Source organism: Streptomyces sp. NPDC102441 (genome assembly GCF_044765585.1).
Lineage (GTDB): Bacteria > Actinomycetota > Actinomycetes > Streptomycetales > Streptomycetaceae > Streptomyces.
In genome coordinates, this window is the sequence record NZ_JBIWKH010000003.1 from 309,732 (window position 1) to 325,891 (window position 16,160).

General features: G+C 71.0%; 16 protein-coding genes. 12 read left to right on the plus strand and 4 right to left on the minus strand.

Annotation, left to right across the window (positions count from 1 at the left end; translation table 11 throughout):
* Positions 1-2 precede the first annotated feature (2 nt).
* The 9 genes from ACIREO_RS07655 to ACIREO_RS07695 all read left to right on the plus strand — a co-directional run bounded on the left by ACIREO_RS07655 (position 3) and on the right by ACIREO_RS07695 (position 9,500).
* Positions 3-1,514, plus strand: coding sequence for an FGGY family carbohydrate kinase (locus ACIREO_RS07655; protein ID WP_404106390.1), 1,512 nt, complete (start codon positions 3-5; stop codon positions 1,512-1,514).
* Positions 1,511-3,007, plus strand: a complete 1,497-nt coding sequence (locus ACIREO_RS07660) for an FGGY-family carbohydrate kinase (protein WP_404106392.1) — start codon at positions 1,511-1,513, stop codon at positions 3,005-3,007. The genes ACIREO_RS07655 and ACIREO_RS07660 overlap by 4 nt, the downstream gene beginning before the upstream one ends.
* Positions 3,004-3,627, plus strand: coding sequence for a histidine phosphatase family protein (locus ACIREO_RS07665; protein WP_404106394.1), 624 nt, complete (start codon positions 3,004-3,006; stop codon positions 3,625-3,627). Before ACIREO_RS07660 ends, ACIREO_RS07665 begins: the two co-directional genes overlap by 4 nt.
* Positions 3,624-4,652: a 2-hydroxyacid dehydrogenase gene (locus tag ACIREO_RS07670; RefSeq protein ID WP_404106396.1), complete on the plus strand. Its 1,029-nt coding sequence runs from the start codon at positions 3,624-3,626 to the stop codon at positions 4,650-4,652. Before ACIREO_RS07665 ends, ACIREO_RS07670 begins: the two co-directional genes overlap by 4 nt.
* Before the next feature lie 56 nt (positions 4,653-4,708).
* Positions 4,709-5,878 (plus strand): hypothetical protein, encoded by a 1,170-nt coding sequence (locus ACIREO_RS07675; protein WP_404106398.1) that lies wholly within the window; start codon positions 4,709-4,711, stop codon positions 5,876-5,878.
* Positions 5,879-6,163: 285 nt separating this feature from the next.
* Positions 6,164-6,676 carry a YlcI/YnfO family protein gene (locus tag ACIREO_RS07680; protein ID WP_404106400.1) on the plus strand — a complete coding sequence of 171 codons (513 nt, stop codon included), beginning with the start codon at positions 6,164-6,166 and terminating at the stop codon, positions 6,674-6,676.
* 81 nt (positions 6,677-6,757) lie between these two features.
* A complete protein-coding gene (locus ACIREO_RS07685) occupies positions 6,758-7,600 on the plus strand; it encodes a DUF4097 family beta strand repeat-containing protein (protein ID WP_404106402.1) in 843 nt (280 codons plus the stop codon).
* 71 nt (positions 7,601-7,671) lie between these two features.
* Positions 7,672-8,712: an ATP-binding cassette domain-containing protein gene (locus ACIREO_RS07690; protein WP_404106404.1), complete on the plus strand. Its 1,041-nt coding sequence runs from the start codon at positions 7,672-7,674 to the stop codon at positions 8,710-8,712.
* Positions 8,709-9,500 (plus strand): ABC transporter permease, encoded by a 792-nt coding sequence (locus tag ACIREO_RS07695; protein WP_404106405.1) that lies wholly within the window; start codon positions 8,709-8,711, stop codon positions 9,498-9,500. Before ACIREO_RS07690 ends, ACIREO_RS07695 begins: the two co-directional genes overlap by 4 nt.
* A gap of 89 nt (positions 9,501-9,589) precedes the next feature.
* Here ACIREO_RS07695 and ACIREO_RS07700 read toward each other — a convergent pair whose 3' ends face one another.
* Entirely contained in the window at positions 9,590-10,198 is a 609-nt protein-coding gene (locus ACIREO_RS07700) for a TetR family transcriptional regulator (RefSeq protein ID WP_404106406.1), read from the minus strand.
* Between the two features lie 94 nt (positions 10,199-10,292).
* Here ACIREO_RS07700 and ACIREO_RS07705 point away from each other — a divergent pair, with 94 nt between their 5' ends.
* A complete protein-coding gene (locus ACIREO_RS07705; RefSeq protein ID WP_404106407.1) occupies positions 10,293-11,333 on the plus strand; it encodes an NAD(P)-dependent alcohol dehydrogenase in 1,041 nt (346 codons plus the stop codon).
* Between the two features lie 44 nt (positions 11,334-11,377).
* On the opposite strand, the gene ACIREO_RS07710 is transcribed toward ACIREO_RS07705, so the two are convergent.
* From ACIREO_RS07710 to ACIREO_RS07720, 3 genes are all read right to left on the minus strand, one after another.
* Positions 11,378-12,025, minus strand: a complete 648-nt coding sequence (locus tag ACIREO_RS07710) for a LysE family translocator (RefSeq protein ID WP_404106409.1) — start codon at positions 12,023-12,025, stop codon at positions 11,378-11,380.
* A gap of 80 nt (positions 12,026-12,105) precedes the next feature.
* Positions 12,106-12,762 carry a response regulator gene (locus ACIREO_RS07715; RefSeq protein WP_404106410.1) on the minus strand — a complete coding sequence of 219 codons (657 nt, stop codon included), beginning with the start codon at positions 12,760-12,762 and terminating at the stop codon, positions 12,106-12,108.
* Entirely contained in the window at positions 12,759-13,952 is a 1,194-nt protein-coding gene (locus tag ACIREO_RS07720; RefSeq protein WP_404106412.1) for a sensor histidine kinase, read from the minus strand. The genes ACIREO_RS07715 and ACIREO_RS07720 overlap by 4 nt, the downstream gene beginning before the upstream one ends.
* Before the next feature lie 166 nt (positions 13,953-14,118).
* Between ACIREO_RS07720 and ACIREO_RS07725 the strand changes: the two genes are divergently transcribed.
* A complete protein-coding gene (locus tag ACIREO_RS07725) occupies positions 14,119-15,102 on the plus strand; it encodes an ABC transporter ATP-binding protein (RefSeq protein WP_404106414.1) in 984 nt (327 codons plus the stop codon).
* Entirely contained in the window at positions 15,099-16,121 is a 1,023-nt protein-coding gene (locus ACIREO_RS07730) for an ABC transporter permease (RefSeq protein WP_404106415.1), read from the plus strand. Before ACIREO_RS07725 ends, ACIREO_RS07730 begins: the two co-directional genes overlap by 4 nt.
* Positions 16,122-16,160: the final 39 nt, after the last annotated feature.

Below are 16,160 nucleotides of genomic sequence, written 5' to 3' on the forward strand. Positions count from 1 at the left end.
GCATGACGTCGCTGGCCATCGACGCCGGCACCACCACGGTCAAGGTCGTCGGATACGGATCCGACGGCACGGAACTGACGGCCGGCCACCGGCCGACCCGGGTGCTGCGGCCCCGGCCGGGCCTGGCGGAGCAGGACATGGGCGAGGTCTGGGAGGCGGTCGCCTCAGCCACCCGCGAGGTCGTGGCCGCGCTGCCCGAGCCGCCCGAGCTGGTAGCCGTCACCGGGCAGGGCGACGGGGCATGGCTCGTCGACGAGCGGGGCCACCCCACCGGACCCGCCGTGCTCTGGAACGACGGCCGGGCGGCCGGCCTGGTCAGCCGGTGGGAGCGCGACGGCACCCTGGAGCAGGCCTTCAGGATCTGCGGCTCCCGGCTGTCCACCGGCATGCCCAACGCCGTACTCGCCTGGATGCGGGAGCACGACCCGGACCGGACGCACCGTTCCCGCCACCTGCTGACCTGCGGCGGCTGGCTCTTCCTGCAGCTCACCGGAGAGGCTGCCGTGGACGAGTCCGAGGCGTCGGCCCCGTTCCTGGACATCGCGCGACGCACCTGGTCCGACCGGCTGTTCGAGCTGTACGGACTGGAGTGGGCCCGAGGCCTGCTGCCCGAGCTCCGGGACGACGACCACCGTGTGACCGCGCTCAGCGCCACCGCGGCCGCCGGGACAGGACTGCCCGCGGGCATCCCGGTGGTGCTGGCGCCCTACGACATCTGCTCCACCGCCATCGGCTCCGGCGCGGTCAGCACCGGCCGGGCATGCACCGTACTCGGCACCACGCTGTCCACCGAGACCGTCACCGACTCACCCGGCTCGGTGCTCACCGACGACCCCGTGGGCATCACCGTCACGCTGGGCGTCCCCGGTCACTACCTGCGCGCCTTCCCCACCATGAGCGGCGGAGACATGCTGCACTGGGGCGCACGGCTTCTCGGGCTCGCCTCGGTCGCCGACCTGATGGCCCTGGCAGAGCGGGGCGCCGAGAACACGGCCGGGGTGCGGTTCCTGCCCTATGTCTCCTCGTCCGGGGAACGGGCGCCGTTCTTCGACCCGGGGGCCCGCGGCTCACTGTCGGGTCTGTCCCTGGACAGCGGCCGGGAGGACGTGGCGCGCGCCGTGGTGGAGGGCGTCACCATGGCCATCCGCGACTGCCTCGCCGCCTCCGCGGCCACCCCCGAGCTGCTGACCCTCAGCGGCGGCGGTTCCCGGAGCGCGTACTGGACGCGGCTGATCGCGGATGTCGTCGGGCTGCCGGTGGCGATCCCCGCCGACACGGAGACCGGGGCACGCGGCGCCTGGCTGACCGGCATGGTCGCGACCGGCCGCGAGCCGGACTTCCCCACCGCGGTGGCACGGCACGTCCGGATCTCCGGCACCTATGAGCCGGACCCCGCGAAGGGCCGGGCCGTGGGCGACCGCTATACGGAGTTCCTGCGGCTGCGGGAGCTGCACCGGCCGATCTGGGCACTCGGCCGCGACGGCGCGGGCCTCACGGGCGGAGCCGGCGTATGACCGGCGCCGGCCCGGACCTGTGGCTGGGCATCGACCTCGGCACTCAGGGGGTCCGTGCGGTCGCCGTGACCTCGGACGGCCGTCTGCTCGGCACGGGGTCGTCGCCGCTGACCAGTAACCGGCGGGCCGAACGCCATGAACAGGACCCGGCACAGTGGTGGCGTGCGGTCTGCTCGGCCGTCGGACAGGTCTGTGCCACGGGCGCGGACCCGCGTCGCATCCGGGCCCTGGCCGTCGACGCGACCTCCGGGACCCTCACCCTGACCGACCGGCACGGCAGATGCGTCGTCCCCGGCCTCATGTACGACGACGGGCGCGCCACCGTGGAGGCGGAACAGGTCAACGCGCTCGGCGAACAGCAGTGGGCCAGGGCCGGCTACCGGCGGATGCAGCGCTCCTGGGGGCTTCCCAAGCTCCGCTGGCTGCTCGGCCGGTACCCGCACACGGTGGCGGACGGCTGGCGCCTCGCCCATCAGAACGACGTCATCAACCGCAGGCTCGTCGGACACGAGGTGCCCACCGACACCAGCAACGCCCTCAAGTCGGGGGCCGACGCCGCGACGGTGACCTGGCCCGAACAGGTCTTCGCCGCGCTGGGGATCCCCGCCGGGGTCCTGCCCGGCCTGGTGAGGCCCGGCACCGTCATCGGCGAGGTCTGTGCCGGCGCCGCGGCGGAGTGCGGGCTCGTCCCCGGCATTCCCGTGGTCGCCGGGATGACCGACGGCTGCGCGGCCCAACTGGGCTCCGGGGCGACCTCGGTCGGCAGCTGGAACTCGGTCCTGGGCACCACGCTCGTCCTCAAGGGAGTCACGGAGGACCTTCTGCACGACCCGGACGGTGTCGTCTACTCCCACCGCTCTCCCTCCGGTCACTGGCTTCCCGGCGGTGCCTCCAGTGTCGGTGCCGGCCTGGTCACGCGGGAGTTCGCCGACGCCGGCCTGGACCGGCTGACCGCCGAGGCGGCGCCCCTGCTGCCCACCGGGCTGCTGCGCTATCCGCTGGTCTCGCCCGGGGAGCGGTTCCCTTTCGTCGCCCCCGAGGCCGTCGCGTTCGGCAGCCGGGAACCGGCGGGCCCTGCCGAGGACTTCGCCGCGCTGATGCAGGGCGTCGCGTACGTCGAACGCCTCTGCTTCGACTACGTCGCCCTGCTCGGCGCCCCCACCGACGGGCCCGTCGTCCTCACCGGCGGCGCGACCCGTAACCCGGTGTGGAACCAGCTGCGCGCCGATGTGCTTGGCCGGCCCGTCTCCCTGCCCCGGCATGCCCAGCCCGCGCTGGGCATGGCCGTACTCGCCGCCTCCGCCTGCGGGGATCCGGGCGGTCTGGACCGTGCCGCCGCCGCGATGGTGCGGCCGGACCGGGTGCTGGAGCCGCGGGCCTCGCACCGGTCCGCCCATGACGAGGGGTACGCACGGCTGCTCGATCTGCTGGCCGGGCGTGGCTGGCTGCCCGGGACCGTCGCGGCCCACGCACGAGAAGGGATCTCACGATGAGCCTCCATGTCATGCTCGTCCGCCATGGGGAGAGCGTCTGGCATGCCGAGAACCGCTACGCCGGGGTCTCCGACATCGATCTCTCCGAGCGCGGCCGTGCCCAGGCCGCCCAACTCGCCTCCTGGGCGGGGCGGGCGGAGCTCACGGCGGTGTGGTCCTCCCCGATGCGACGCTGCCGGCAGACCGCGGAGGGGAGTGCGGCCAGCGCCGGTCTGCCGCTGGTCCTGGAACCACGGCTGCGCGAAGTCGACTTCGGTGTCGCCGAGGGGATGACCCGGGCCGAGATGCGGGAGCGGCTGCCCGGCGCGCTCAAGGCCTTCGAGGCCGACCCGGTCGGCAGCCACTTCCCGGAGGGGGAGGATCCCTCCGCCGTCGGTGAACGCTACGCCGACGTCCTGTCCGGCCTGCGGGCCGGACATCAGGACGGGCGGGTGCTCGTCGTGGCCCACTCCACCGCGATCCGGCTCACACTGTGCCGACTGCTCGGTGTCCCGCTGCGGGACTACCGCCGTGTCTTCCCCCACCTGGCCAACTGCGCGTTGAACGAACTGATCCTCCGAGACGGCACATCCTCGCTGCTGGCGCTGAACCAGCACGTGACCCCAGGAGCACCCGAGTGACCACGATCCTCGTGGCCGGCGACCACTTCGTCCGCAACTCCCTGTTCACCGACCACCTCCGGCCGGTCGCACCCGGGGCCACCTTCCGCGAACTCACCCTGCCCTGGCCCGTCGAGCCGTTCGGCACGGTGGCGGAGGTCCATGAGGCGTCGGGTACCGAGGACCAGCTCATCGAGGCGCTGGACGGTGTGGACATCTGCGTCACCCAGATGGCACCGCTCACGGAGCGGGTCCTGGACGCGAGTCCGGGGCTCCGCCTGTTCTGCGTCGGCCGGGGCGGCCCGGTCAACGCCAATCTGGCGGCGGCCACCCGGCACGGTGTCGCGGTCACCTTCGCTCCCGGCCGCAACGCCACCGCCACCGCCGAGCACACGGTCGCCCTGATGCTGGCGGCCACCCGCCGTGTGCCCGCCACCCACCAGGACCTCACCGCGGGTGTCTGGCGGGGCGACTACTACCGTTACGACAGCGTCGGCCCGGAGCTGGAGGGCAGCACGGTCGGCATCGTGGGATACGGCGCCGTCGGCTCCCGGGTGGCCCGCATCGTCCATGGATTCGGCGCCCGCGTCCTGGTCGCCGACCCGTACGCGGACGAGGCCGCCCTGGGCCCGGCGGACCGGGTGGAGCTTCCCGAACTGATGCGCCGCTCCTCCTTCGTCACCGTGCACGCCCGGGCCACCCCGGAGACCGAGGGGCTGCTCTCCCGCGAGCTGATCGGGCTCATGCCTCCGGGCGGGGTGGTCGTCAACTGCGCGCGTGGCTCTCTGCTCGACTACGACGCCGTCTGCGACGCCCTGGACGAGGGCCGGCTCTTCGGTGCCGCCTTCGACGTCTTTCCCGAGGAGCCGGTCCCGGCCGCCTCCCGGCTGCGGCGTACCCCCAACGTCGTCATGACCCCGCATCTGGCCGGCGCCAGCAAGCAGACCGCGCACAACGCGTCCGCCCTCGTGGCCGGTGAGGTCGCCCGGTTCCTGGCCGGCGGCGCCCCGGCCCACTGCGCGAACCCGGAGGTGCTGCGGACCTAGGGCCTCCCGTTCGGGCCCTCACCGAACGGCTCACGATCTCGTGGAAGGGAAACCGCGTGCGCTGCAAGCTCCGGACGTTCCGATCCGTTCTCGTCGCCGGGATCAGTGTCCCGGCCCTCCTCCTCGCCGCCGCCGCCCCCGGCCTCGCAGCCGACGGCGACCGTGGCGGCCGGCAGCACGAACTGCCTTCCTATGTGTACGGCGGCGCCTGGCCGACCAGCCATCTGCAGGGGGTGACCGTGGACCGCAGACGCGGGTTCGTCTACTGGTCGTTCACCCAGCAGCTGGTCAAGACCGATCTCGGCGGGAAGGTCATCGGGACCGTCGAGGGCCTCACCGGACACCTCGGTGACATCGACGTCGACGACCGGGACGGCAGGGTGTACGGATCGCTCGAGTACAAGTCGGCGGAGTCGTTCTACATCGCGGTCTTCGACGCCCGCGCGATCGACCGGGTGGGGATGAACGCCGAGCGGGACGGCGTCATGACCGCGGTCCATCTCGACGAGGTGGCCGAGGACTTCACCGCCGACATGGACGGCGACGGCGTCTTCGACGGCGACACCGCCGACACCGCCGATCACCGCTACGGATGCAGCGGTATCGACGGCGTGTCGTTCGGCCCCGAGTTCGGCGAGCGGGGTGGCAGGCAGACGCTGAAGGTCGCGTACGGCGTCTACTCCCACACCGGCCGGACCGACAACGACCACCAGGTGATCCTTGAGTACGACATCAGCACCTGGGACAGGTACGCGCGACCGCTCTCCCAGGACGCACCGCACCACAGCGGCCCCGAGCACCACGACGGCAAGTTCTTCGTCCGCACGGGCAACACCACCTACGGCGTGCAGAACCTCCAGTACGACCCGTACACCAGGAACTGGATCATGGCGGTCTACAAGGGCAGCAAGGAGGGCTTCCCCAACTACTCCTTCTTCACCGTCGACGGCTCCGCCGAGCCGGTACGCGGCGAGATCGAGGGGCAGCCCGCGCCGGAGACCGGCAGTCTCCTCACCCTTCGCGAGGCCGGTCTGCGCGACGACGCGACAGGCATCCGCGGCTGGGAGTTCCACGGCAGTTACGGGTTCGACGCGCTGGGCGACGGACGCTATTACGTGGCGGAGGGCCGGGCCGTCGAGGAGGACGGCGTCGTCGGGCAGGAGGGCGAGATCCGTCTGCACCGCTGGACGGGCGAGACCCCCGGCCCGTTCGAACCCCTCGGCTGACGGGGACCCGCCGGGCCTGCGGCCCGGGTGCAGGCGACACACGGCAGCGCGGTGATGCCTCTACGGACACGGAGGCACCGCCGCGCTGCCGTTCGGCTTGGCACCATGCGGCGCCACCTGGCGCCATTCCGCGCCACCAGAAGCACACTCGCCCTCTTGGCGCCATAGACGCCTCGATGAATGCCAGGGCATTTCACCAGGTCAAGCGGGGTACCCGTGGCGACCCGACCCTGAGGTGGCGCCACACTCTTGCACTTGGCGCCATCGTGGTGCCATGATGGCGCAATGGACCTCACCCCGTACGTCGACACCATCCGCCGCGAACTGGCGGTGGCCGCCGAAGCCGGCGGCGACGAAGCCCGCGAGCTGGCAGAGAGGCTCACCGCTCCCCTGGAGTCGGCGACCCGGCTGACCATGCTCAACGTGCTCTCCGCCGCGATGGACGAGATCACCCGCGAACTCGCCCCCGGCTCGGTCGACGTACGGCTGCGCGGACTCGACCCCGATTTCGTGGTGACACCGCCGCCCGCCGACGGCGGCGCCCACACGGGGCCGGCCGCGCCCGTCGAATCTCCCGGCAGCCCGGCCGACAGCGACGAGGGCGGCACCGCCCGCGTCAATCTCCGCCTGCCGGCCCACCTCAAGACCCGCGCCGAGGAGGCCGCGGCCCGCGAGGGCCTGTCGGTCAACGCGTGGGTGGTCCGCGCCGTGTCGGCCGCGGCCGACAGCGACACCCGGCCGCGCACGACGGAGAAGACCCGGACCGTCGGACAGAGCTTCACGGGCTGGGTGCGCTGAGCGCACCCGGCCCGCACCACTTCACCCACACCACGTCCCACCAGCGGGGACGCCCTGAAGACCCAAGAGGACGGGACAGCCATGCCTTCTTTCGACACTCCCGAACCGATCTCGGTCACCGCGCACGTGGAGGCCGGTTCCATCCAGTTCACCGCGGGCGACCGCCACGAAACGGTCGTCGCGGTGGGGCCCCGTGACCCGAAGAAGGACCTGGACGCGCGGACGGCGGAGCAGACCGAGATCACGTACGCGAGCGGCTCGCTGACGGTCAGGACACCCAAGTCCAATCTGCTCGGCCGCACCGGCACCGTGGACGTGACGGTCGAACTGCCCACGGGCTCGCACATCGACATGACCGGCGCGTGGGCGCAGGTGCTCGGCGAGGGCCGGCTCGGCGAGGTCCGGGTGAAGACCTCGTCCGGAGACGTCCGCCTCGACACGACCGGCCCGCTGTGGCTCAAGGCCTCCCACGGCTCCATCAGCGTGGACCGCGTCGAGGGCTCTGCCGAGATCACCACCAGCTCCGGCAGCCTGCGCGTCGGCCTCGTCGACGGCCCCGCCGTCCTGAAGAACTCGCACGGCACCACGACCGTCGACACCGCGACCGGCGAACTGCGGGTGAGCGGCGCCAACGGCGACATCGAGATCCGGCACGCCGAGGACTCGGTCACCGCCACCACCGCCCACGGCACTCTGCGGGTCGGCGAAGTAGCGCGCGGCAACGCCCAGCTGGAGACCAGCTACGGCGCCATCGATGTGGGCGTCCGTGAGGGCACGGCCGCCTGGCTCGACGTCAACTCGGGCTCCGGTCAGGTGCGCAACTCACTGACCGCGTCCGAAGCCCCGGACGGGGCCGAGGACACCGTCAAGATCCGCGCCCGCACCCGGCACGGAAACATCGACATCCGCCGCGCCAAGGCCTGAACGCCGCCCCGCCGATCACCTGCTTCCCCCGTCACTTCACTGTCACCTCAGCCTTCGAAAGGGAGGGCTCCATGCCTTCATCTGTCATGCCCACGCCTAAACAGGGGGCCGGTCCACAGCCTCACGCCGCCATCTCCGCCGTCGGTCTACGCAAGTCCTACGGCGACAGGACCGTCCTCGACGGCATCGATCTGCATGTCCCGGCCGGATCCGTCTTCGCCCTGCTCGGCCCGAACGGCGCCGGCAAGACCACTGCGGTGAAGATCCTTTCCACGCTCATCACCGCAGACGGCGGGCAGACCCATGTAGCGGGCCACGACCTCGCCACGTCACCGCACGGGGTGCGGGCCGCGATCGGTGTCACCGGCCAGTTCTCCGCCGTCGACGGCCTGATCACCGGCGAGGAGAACATGCTCCTCATGGCGGACCTGCACCACCTCCCCAGGAGCGAGGGACGCCAGGTCACCGCCGGACTGCTGGAGCGCTTCGGCCTCACCGATGCCGCGACGAAGCCCGCTTCCACGTACTCCGGCGGCATGAAGCGCCGTCTGGACATCGCCATGACCCTGGTCGGCAACCCGCGGATCATCTTCCTCGACGAGCCCACCACCGGCCTCGACCCGCGCAGCCGCCACACCATGTGGGGCATCATCCGCGAACTCGTCACCAGCGGCGTCACCGTCTTCCTCACCACCCAGTACCTGGACGAGGCCGACGAACTCGCCGACCGCATCGCCGTACTCCACGACGGCAGGATCGCCGCTCACGGGACCGCCGAGGAACTCAAACGGATCGTCCCCGGCGGACACGTCAAACTCCGCTTCTCCGACCCGGCCACGTACCGGTCCGCCGCCGCTCTCCTACGCGAGGCCACCATCCCGCAGGCTCTCGGCTTCGCTCGAACAGGGGGCACCCCCATCGACGAGGCACTCGCGCTGCAGATCCCCAGCGACGGCAGCCAGCGCGAGTTGCGCTCCATCCTCGACTGGCTGGACTCGGCCGGCATCGAGGCGGACGAGCTCACCGTGCACACCCCCGACCTCGACGACGTCTTCTTCGCCCTGACCGGCGGTACCGACATCCCCGACCAGCCCAAGGAGACCGTCCGATGAGCGCCTTCTCCCTCACCGTGCGCGACTCGTCCACGATGCTGCGGCGGAATCTGCTGCACGCCCGGCGCTACCCGTCCATGACACTCAATCTGCTGCTCACGCCGGTCATGCTGCTGCTTCTCTTCGTCTACATCTTCGGCGATGTCATGAGCGCCGGCATCGGGGACGGCGGGGAAGGCCGGTCCGGGTACATCGCGTATCTCGTCCCCGGCATCCTCATCATGACCATCGGCGGCACCACGATCGGCACCGCGGTGTCCGTCTCCACGGATATGACCGAGGGCATCATCGCCCGCTTCCGCACGATGGCGATCCACCGCCAGTCGGTCCTCATCGGGCACGTCGTCGGCAGTGTGCTGCAGTGCGTGATGAGCGTGGTCCTCGTCGGGACCATCGGCGTGGCCATCGGGTTCCGGTCCACGGATGCCACGGTCCTCGAATGGATCGCCGCGTTCGGGCTGCTCGCGCTGTTCGCCCTTGCGCTCACCTGGATCGCGGTCGGCATGGGCCTGGTCAGCCCGAATGCCGAGGCGGCCAGCAACAACGCGATGCCGCTCATCTTCCTGCCGCTCATCTCCAGCACCTTCGTCCCGGTCGACGCCATGCCGGGGTGGTTCCAGCCCATCGCCGAGTACCAGCCGTTCACGCCCGTGATCGAGACCCTGCGCGGGCTGCTCCTCGGTACTGAGATCGGCCACGACGGGTGGCTCGCGCTCGCATGGTGCCTGGCGCTCACCGCCCTCGGCTTCAGCTGGTCCAAGGCGCAGTTCGGCCGCGACCCGAAGTAGGCCCTGTGGTTCCGGCGTGAGATCCGGGCTCCGGTCCCGACCGGAGCCCGGTCGACGTGCGTGGGTGTCACCGGGGGTGCGGCCGGCAGTCATGAGGGGGATACGTCGTCCGGGCCGGCCGCGGTGGCGCTTCGGACGCACTCGCGGAGCAGGGCGCGGCGCTGGTCATGTACGTCATCGGGTTCTCGGCTGCTGGCCGCGTATACGTTGCTGACCGGCGACCAGGCCATGGACATGGCGATGACCACGGCCATGATGTCGAACGGATCACCTGCGCGGACCCGCCCGGCGGCCTGGGCCTCGGCGATGGCCGTGAGCTTGCGGTCGTCGTAGTGCTGGTGCGTCTCGACGAGGTGCCCGGCAGGCCGGCGCTCCAGTCGTGTCCAGGTCGCCAGCCGGATGAGGTCGGGGCGGCGCAGGTATTCGTCGTAGAGACGAACGGCCCACTCCGCGAGATCCTCGGCGTCGATGGGCACGACGTCGGTGATGCGTTCCAGCGAGCTGAGGAAGATCGCGTCGAAGAGTCGCTCCTTGTCGCCGAAGTAGGCGTAGAGCTGCGCCTTGTTGGTGCGCGCTGCCGTCACGATGCGTTCGATGCGCGCCCCGGCGATGCCGTGCTGGGCGAACTCTTCGGTCGCGGCGTCCAGGATGCGCTGGTAGGTCGCGGCGCCTCGCGAGGTCTGGGGCTGTTCCGGCATGCCCGCATCCTACCAAACAGAACAGTTGGTTTGCCTTGGGGTGCGAACGCCTTTACGCTGCAACAGACAGAACAGTCTGTTTAAGGAGTCGGTTATGCGAACCACCACCGGATGGCAGGCCGTAGGCCCGACGGCGCTGCGGCGTACCTCGCTGGAGCGCCGTGACCTGCGCCCGGACGACATCGCGGTGCGGGTCGACTACTGCGGCGTGTGCCACACCGACCTGCACGCCCTGCATGCCCACGACCCGCGCACGGAAGCGCCCCTGACACCCGGCCACGAATTCACCGGCGTGGTGACCGGGACCGGGGCCGAGGTGACCGCCTTCTCGGCCGGCGACCACGTCGCGGTGGGCAACATCGTCGACTCCTGCGGCGTGTGCGCCATGTGTGAAGCGGGACAGGAGAATTTCTGCCACTCCTTCCCGACCCTGACCTACGGCGGCACCGACCGGCAGGACGGGTCGACCACCCTGGGCGGCTACTCCCGCGAGTACGTCGTGCGCGACACCTTCGCCTACCCGCTCCCCTCCGGCCTCGACCCGGCCGCGGCCGCCCCGCTGATGTGCGCCGGCGTCACCGTCTGGGAACCCCTGCGCTCCCTCGGCGTGGGCCCCGGCACTCGCGTCGCCGTGGCCGGCCTCGGCGGCCTGGGCCACCTCGCGGTCAAGATGGCCGTGGCACTCGGCGCCACCACGACCGTCATCAGCCGCACCCAGGACAAGCGCGACGACGCCCGCAAGCTCGGCGCTCACGACCTCATCGCGTCCACCGACACCCAGCAGATGGCCACGGCACGCGACACCTTCGACGTCGTCATCGACACCATCTCCGCCCCTCACGACCTCGCCCCGTATCTGAAGCTGGTGGCGATGGACGGCACCCTCAGCCTCCTCGGCTACCTGGGCCCCGTCACCGTCGAGGCCATGGACCTGCTCATCGGCCGCAAGAAACTCAGTTCCGCGGGCAGCGGAGGCCGCGTGGCGACAGCCGAGATGCTCCAGTTCTGCGCCGACAACAGCATCGCCGCCGACGTCGAAGTACTCCCGTCGTCACAGGTGGACACGGCACTCGCCCGCCTCCGGCGGAACGACGTCCGCTACCGCTTCGTGCTCGACATGTCCGACCTGGACTGAAGAGACGGTGGTCCGGGCGCAGATCTTCTGGAAGGCGGTGGCATTCATTCCTTGCGCCCGGTCGCGGCCACGGTGACGCCGAGGCCGATCATCGCGAGCCCACCGACTCCGCCGACCAGGGAGAGCCGCTGGGGCGAGCGAGCGAACCAGTCCCGGGCGGTGGACGCGACCAGTCCCCACGCGCAGTCAGAGGCGACCGCGATGGCGTTGAAGACCAGGCCGAGCACGAGCATCTGAACCGCGACATGCCCCTGACCGCGGTCGACGAACTGCGGCAGGACGGCCGCGAAGAACACGATGGTCTTGGGGTTCGACACACCGACCGCGAACCCCTCCCAGAACGTGCGCAGGCCGCCCTGCCCAGCCGCCCCGCCGGCGAACGAGGCCTGCAGCGAACCGCGTTCCCGCCAGGCCTTGACGCCGAGATACACCAGGTAGGCGGCGCCCACCAGCTTGAGCACGGTGAAGACGAGCACGGAGCGTTCCACGACGGACCCGATGCCCAACGCCACGGCCACGATGAGCACGTAGGCGCCGAGCGTGTTTCCCAGCACCGTGGTCAGCGCGGCGCGGCGCCCCTGCGCCAGCGCCCGCCCGATCACGAACAGGACGCTGGGCCCGGGGATGATGATCAGCAGGAACGACATGGCGGCGAAGGCGAGCAAACGGTCGGTGGACACCATGAAGCTCATGCAAGCACGGCAAGGTCCGCGCTTCCAGCGGTTTCCCGTCTGCCCTCGCCCGGGAGCCGCCGGTGCGCTGCCCCTGGTTCCTAGCCCCGCCCGTCGACCAGGCCGGATTCCCAGGCCCAGGCGGCGATCTCCACACGGTTACGCGCGGACAGCTTGATCTGGACATTGGCGAGATGAGTCTTGACCGTGCCCACCGAGATGGAGAGCTCGGTGGCGATCTCTGCGTTGGTCAGCCCTCTGGCCACCAGACGCACCAGGTCCATCTCCCGTGCGGAGAGCGCGGTGTGCGGTTCCCGGGCGGCGGGCACGGCGCTGTTGAGACGCCGCAGCAACCGTACGGTGATGGCAGGACTGACCAGTGCCTCGCCGGAGGCGGCCGCCCTGATGGCCTCGACGAGCAGCGCAGGGCCGGAGTCCTTGATCAGGAAGCCGGAGGCGCCTTCGCCCAGGGCGCGCTGGACGTACTCGTCGTCGTCGAACGTCGTGACCACGACGACCTTCGGCGGGTTCACCGTGCCGGGGCGGGTCAGTCTGCGCAGTGCCTCCAGGCCGTCCATGCGGGGCATACGGATGTCCATCAGCACCACGTCGGGCCTGTGGCGCTCGGCGAGTTCCACGGCGTGCACACCGTCCGTGGCCTCCCCCACGACGTCGATGTCGTCCTCCGCGGCGAGGATCATCGCGAACCCGGCTCGGACCATCGCCTGGTCGTCGGCGATCAGCACTCGGATCGTCATCGGACCGCCACCCCTGCCGTGGACACGGGGAGCGTCGCCTCGACGCCCCAGCCGCCGGCCGTCACGGGGCCCGCCTGGACGCTCCCACCGATCAGGGCCACCCGCTCGGCCAGGCCCTTCAGCCCGAAGCCGCTGTGGGAGACATGGCGCGGCCGCCCGTCGTCGCTGACCCGTACGGTGAGCCGGTCTCCCGAACGGTCCACGCGCACCCGCACCTCGGTGCAACCGTGGGCGTGCTTGCGTACGTTGGTGAGGGCCTCCATCACCACCCGGTGTGCGGTGGTGGTCACCTCCACCGGCAGGTCGTCGAAGGTTCCTTCCAGATCGAGCCGGGCCCGGGCGCCTCCGACGGCCGAGAACTCCTCCACGAGGGAACGCACTTCGCCGATGCCCGACAGCGGCGTCAGGGCCACTTCCCCGTCGGCGTCGCGGAGCATCCCCACCATGTGCCGCATGGAGGTGAGCGCCTCCGAGCCCGCCTGCTCGATCCGCCGCAGCGCGGGCGGCACCAGTTCGGGCCGCCGGTCCGCGATCGCGTGGGCTCCCTGCGCCTGTACGACGATGCCGGTCACGTGGTGGGCGACGAAGTCGTGCAGATCCCTGGCGAACTCCGTCCGCTGCTCCAGTTTGAGAGCCGCCGCCTGGCGCCGCCGGTCCACCAGGAGCAGACGCATCCCGAGGCCGATGCTCAGCACCGTGAGCGCTGCCAGGGCGAAGATCAACGCGAAGATGGTCGTGGACTGCTTGACCTGGACCGACACCGGTCGCAGCACGATCGCCAGGTACAGCAGGGGAACAGCCACCGCCGCCCACGACGGCTTCCCCCGCCGGGCGACGACCAGGAGGAGCCACACCAGAGCCGCTGGTTCGGCGTATCCCAGTGCCTGCGCGCCGACCGACATCTCCATGTGCAGCACCACCGAGAGACACAGCGACACGACCGCCAGCGTGCAGCCGGCTGCCGGCAGCGCCCGGCTGCCGAGCCGGGACGAAGCGACGACGAGAGCGACGGCCAGCAGGGCGCCACCCAGCTTGGCGGGGCCCAGCGCGGAGCCGTCCCCGATCCGGTAGAAATCGCCGCCCACCCAGTCCAGCACGACGAGGCCGGCCAGGCCGACGAGCAGCAGCAGCCGGACCGCGACAAGTAGCTGCGTATGGTCCTTGCCTCGTGTGGCTGTGGATGCGGCCAACCTCTCCAGCATCTCTCTCACCGTCCTCCCGCCGACCGGCCGAAAGTCGGAGTCGGCCGCGCATGATCTGTCTTTTGCCCGATCCGCCGCAGGCCAGGGCGGAGAAGAGTGGTGTCCACCCCGGGCGGCGCGTCATAGCCGACCCTCCCACACGCACAGGAGTCACATGAACCACGCAGAGGTGCACCACGGCAGCGGGCCGGGGCTCGGGCGCCCCGTCGGCCCGGCTGCGATCGAGGCCCATGGGCTCGGCAAGCAGTACCGGCGCGGCTGGGCGCTCCGGGACGTCTCCTTCCGGCTGCCTGCCGGACGGGTGTGCGGCCTCGTCGGCCCGAACGGAGCCGGCAAGAGCACCCTGATGGGCCTGGCCACCAACATGATCCGGCCGACGACCGGCGCGCTGCGGGTGTTCGGCGCGGCGCCGGGGTCGACGGAGGCCGTCCTGCGGACCGCGTTCCTGACCCAGGAGAAGCCGCTGTTCCGGCGCTTCACCGTCGCGGAAACCCTGCGGCTGGGACGCGAGTTCAACCCTCACTGGGACCAAGAGGTCGCCGAGGGCATCGTCCGGGCGGGCCAGGTACCGCTGAAGGCGAAGGTCGGCACACTGTCCGGGGGGCAGCGCACCCGCGTCGCCTTCGCCCTGGCTTTCGGGAAGCGCCCCGACCTGCTCATCCTCGACGAGCCGATGGCGGATCTGGACCCGCTTGTCCGCCGCGAGCTCATGGCCACCCTGACGGCGGAGGCCGCCCAGCACGGCACCACGGTGCTGGTCTCCTCGCACATGCTCGCCGAACTGGAGCACATCTGCGACTACCTCCTCGTCATCGCGAACGGCGGTCTGCGCCTCGCGGGCGAGGTGGACGAGCTGCGCGCCGCACACGCGCTGCTCGCCGTTCCCGGGGGCGGCTCGTCCCCCGCACTCGCGCCGCACAGGGTCATCGACTCCCACAACGAGGGCCGGCCGGGCGTCCTGGTGCGCCTCGGCGGACCGGTCGAATACGGCCGGCAGGCCGAACCTCCCACTCTGGAGGAGCTCCTGCTCGCCTACCTGCGGTCACCCGACGCGCCTGCGCTGATCTCCCCCAGCGCCCGCGTCGGCGACATCCACGACATCATCACCCACGACCGTACGAAGGCTGTGACGGCATGACCACGCTCACTCGCGAACCGGCCCGCCCGGCGCCCGCCGGACCCGCACGGAACCACTGGATCCCCCGGCTCGGCGGTCCGGTCTGGCTCGTCTGGCGCCAGCACCGCGCCGCGTTCTGGACGCTCATCGGCGTCACCCTCATCGGCGTGGCCGTCATGGTCTACCTGCGCGGGCAGATGATGGACTACCTGGCCACCCAGGCCCCGACCTCGCGGAGGCCCGGCGGCCTGCCGCCCGAGTTCGAGACGTACGTCGACCCCCTGTTCAGCATCGGCAGCTACCTCAGCTACATCCCCATCCTCGCCGGTGTCCTCCTCGGGGCTCCGCTCATCGCGGGTGACCTGGAAACCGGCACCGCCAAGCTGGTCACCTCGCAGTCCGTCAGCCGAGTGCGGTGGCTCATCGTGAAGCTCGCCGTTCCCGCCGCGATGCTCGCCCTGTCGACCGGCGTGCTCACCGCTGTCCTCACCTGGTGGTGGCACCCGGTCAAGGGGCTTTCCAGCGGCCTCATCTGGACCGCCTTCTTCAGTGTCACAGGGGTCGTACCGGTGGCCTACGCCCTGCTCACGTTCACCGTGGGCGTGGCGGTCGGCCTGCTCCTGCGCCGCACGCTGGTATCGATGGTGGTCACGCTCGGCATCGTCGTGGCGATCGGATTCCTCTGGAGCGAACTCTGGAGGAGCCTGGGGCACGTCATGTCGGTCAGCACCGACAAGGGCGTCGGCCCCGGCGCCGTACGGCCGGAGCTGCCCACCGAGGCGGAGCAGCTGGGACAGGGCACCTACTTCCTCACCAGCTCCGGGGGCCGCCTGGACTGGACCACCTGCCTCGATCAGATCGAGGACGACCGGGCGCACACCGCCTGCCTGGAGTCGAAGCACGTCATCGGCTGGTCCATCGACTACCTCCCCGTGTCCCAGATGCAGACGATGCAGTTGCTCGGAGCCGGCATCATGCTCGCCCTCGCCGCCGGCGTCGCCACCTTCGTCATCCTCTGGGGCCGCAAGCGGCTCCTGTGAACCCCGGCCCCGGAGACCGGTTGGCGAGGAGTGGGTGCC

Excerpts from the sequence above, each read along its gene's own strand:
- ACIREO_RS07655 (WP_404106390.1), top strand. The coding sequence starts at position 3 with ATGACGTCGCTGGCCATCGACGCCGGCACCACCACGGTCAAGGTCGTC.
- ACIREO_RS07660 (WP_404106392.1), top strand. The coding sequence starts at position 1,511 with ATGACCGGCGCCGGCCCGGACCTGTGGCTGGGCATCGACCTCGGCACT.
- ACIREO_RS07665 (WP_404106394.1), top strand. The coding sequence starts at position 3,004 with ATGAGCCTCCATGTCATGCTCGTCCGCCATGGGGAGAGCGTCTGGCAT.
- ACIREO_RS07680 (WP_404106400.1), top strand. The coding sequence starts at position 6,164 with ATGGACCTCACCCCGTACGTCGACACCATCCGCCGCGAACTGGCGGTG.
- ACIREO_RS07685 (WP_404106402.1), top strand. The coding sequence starts at position 6,758 with ATGCCTTCTTTCGACACTCCCGAACCGATCTCGGTCACCGCGCACGTG.
- ACIREO_RS07690 (WP_404106404.1), top strand. The coding sequence starts at position 7,672 with ATGCCTTCATCTGTCATGCCCACGCCTAAACAGGGGGCCGGTCCACAG.
- ACIREO_RS07695 (WP_404106405.1), top strand. The coding sequence starts at position 8,709 with ATGAGCGCCTTCTCCCTCACCGTGCGCGACTCGTCCACGATGCTGCGG.
- ACIREO_RS07700 (WP_404106406.1), bottom strand. The coding sequence starts at position 10,198 with ATGCCGGAACAGCCCCAGACCTCGCGAGGCGCCGCGACCTACCAGCGC.
- ACIREO_RS07705 (WP_404106407.1), top strand. The coding sequence starts at position 10,293 with ATGCGAACCACCACCGGATGGCAGGCCGTAGGCCCGACGGCGCTGCGG.
- ACIREO_RS07710 (WP_404106409.1), bottom strand. The coding sequence starts at position 12,025 with ATGAGCTTCATGGTGTCCACCGACCGTTTGCTCGCCTTCGCCGCCATG.
- ACIREO_RS07715 (WP_404106410.1), bottom strand. The coding sequence starts at position 12,762 with ATGACGATCCGAGTGCTGATCGCCGACGACCAGGCGATGGTCCGAGCC.
- ACIREO_RS07725 (WP_404106414.1), top strand. The coding sequence starts at position 14,119 with ATGAACCACGCAGAGGTGCACCACGGCAGCGGGCCGGGGCTCGGGCGC.
- ACIREO_RS07730 (WP_404106415.1), top strand. The coding sequence starts at position 15,099 with ATGACCACGCTCACTCGCGAACCGGCCCGCCCGGCGCCCGCCGGACCC.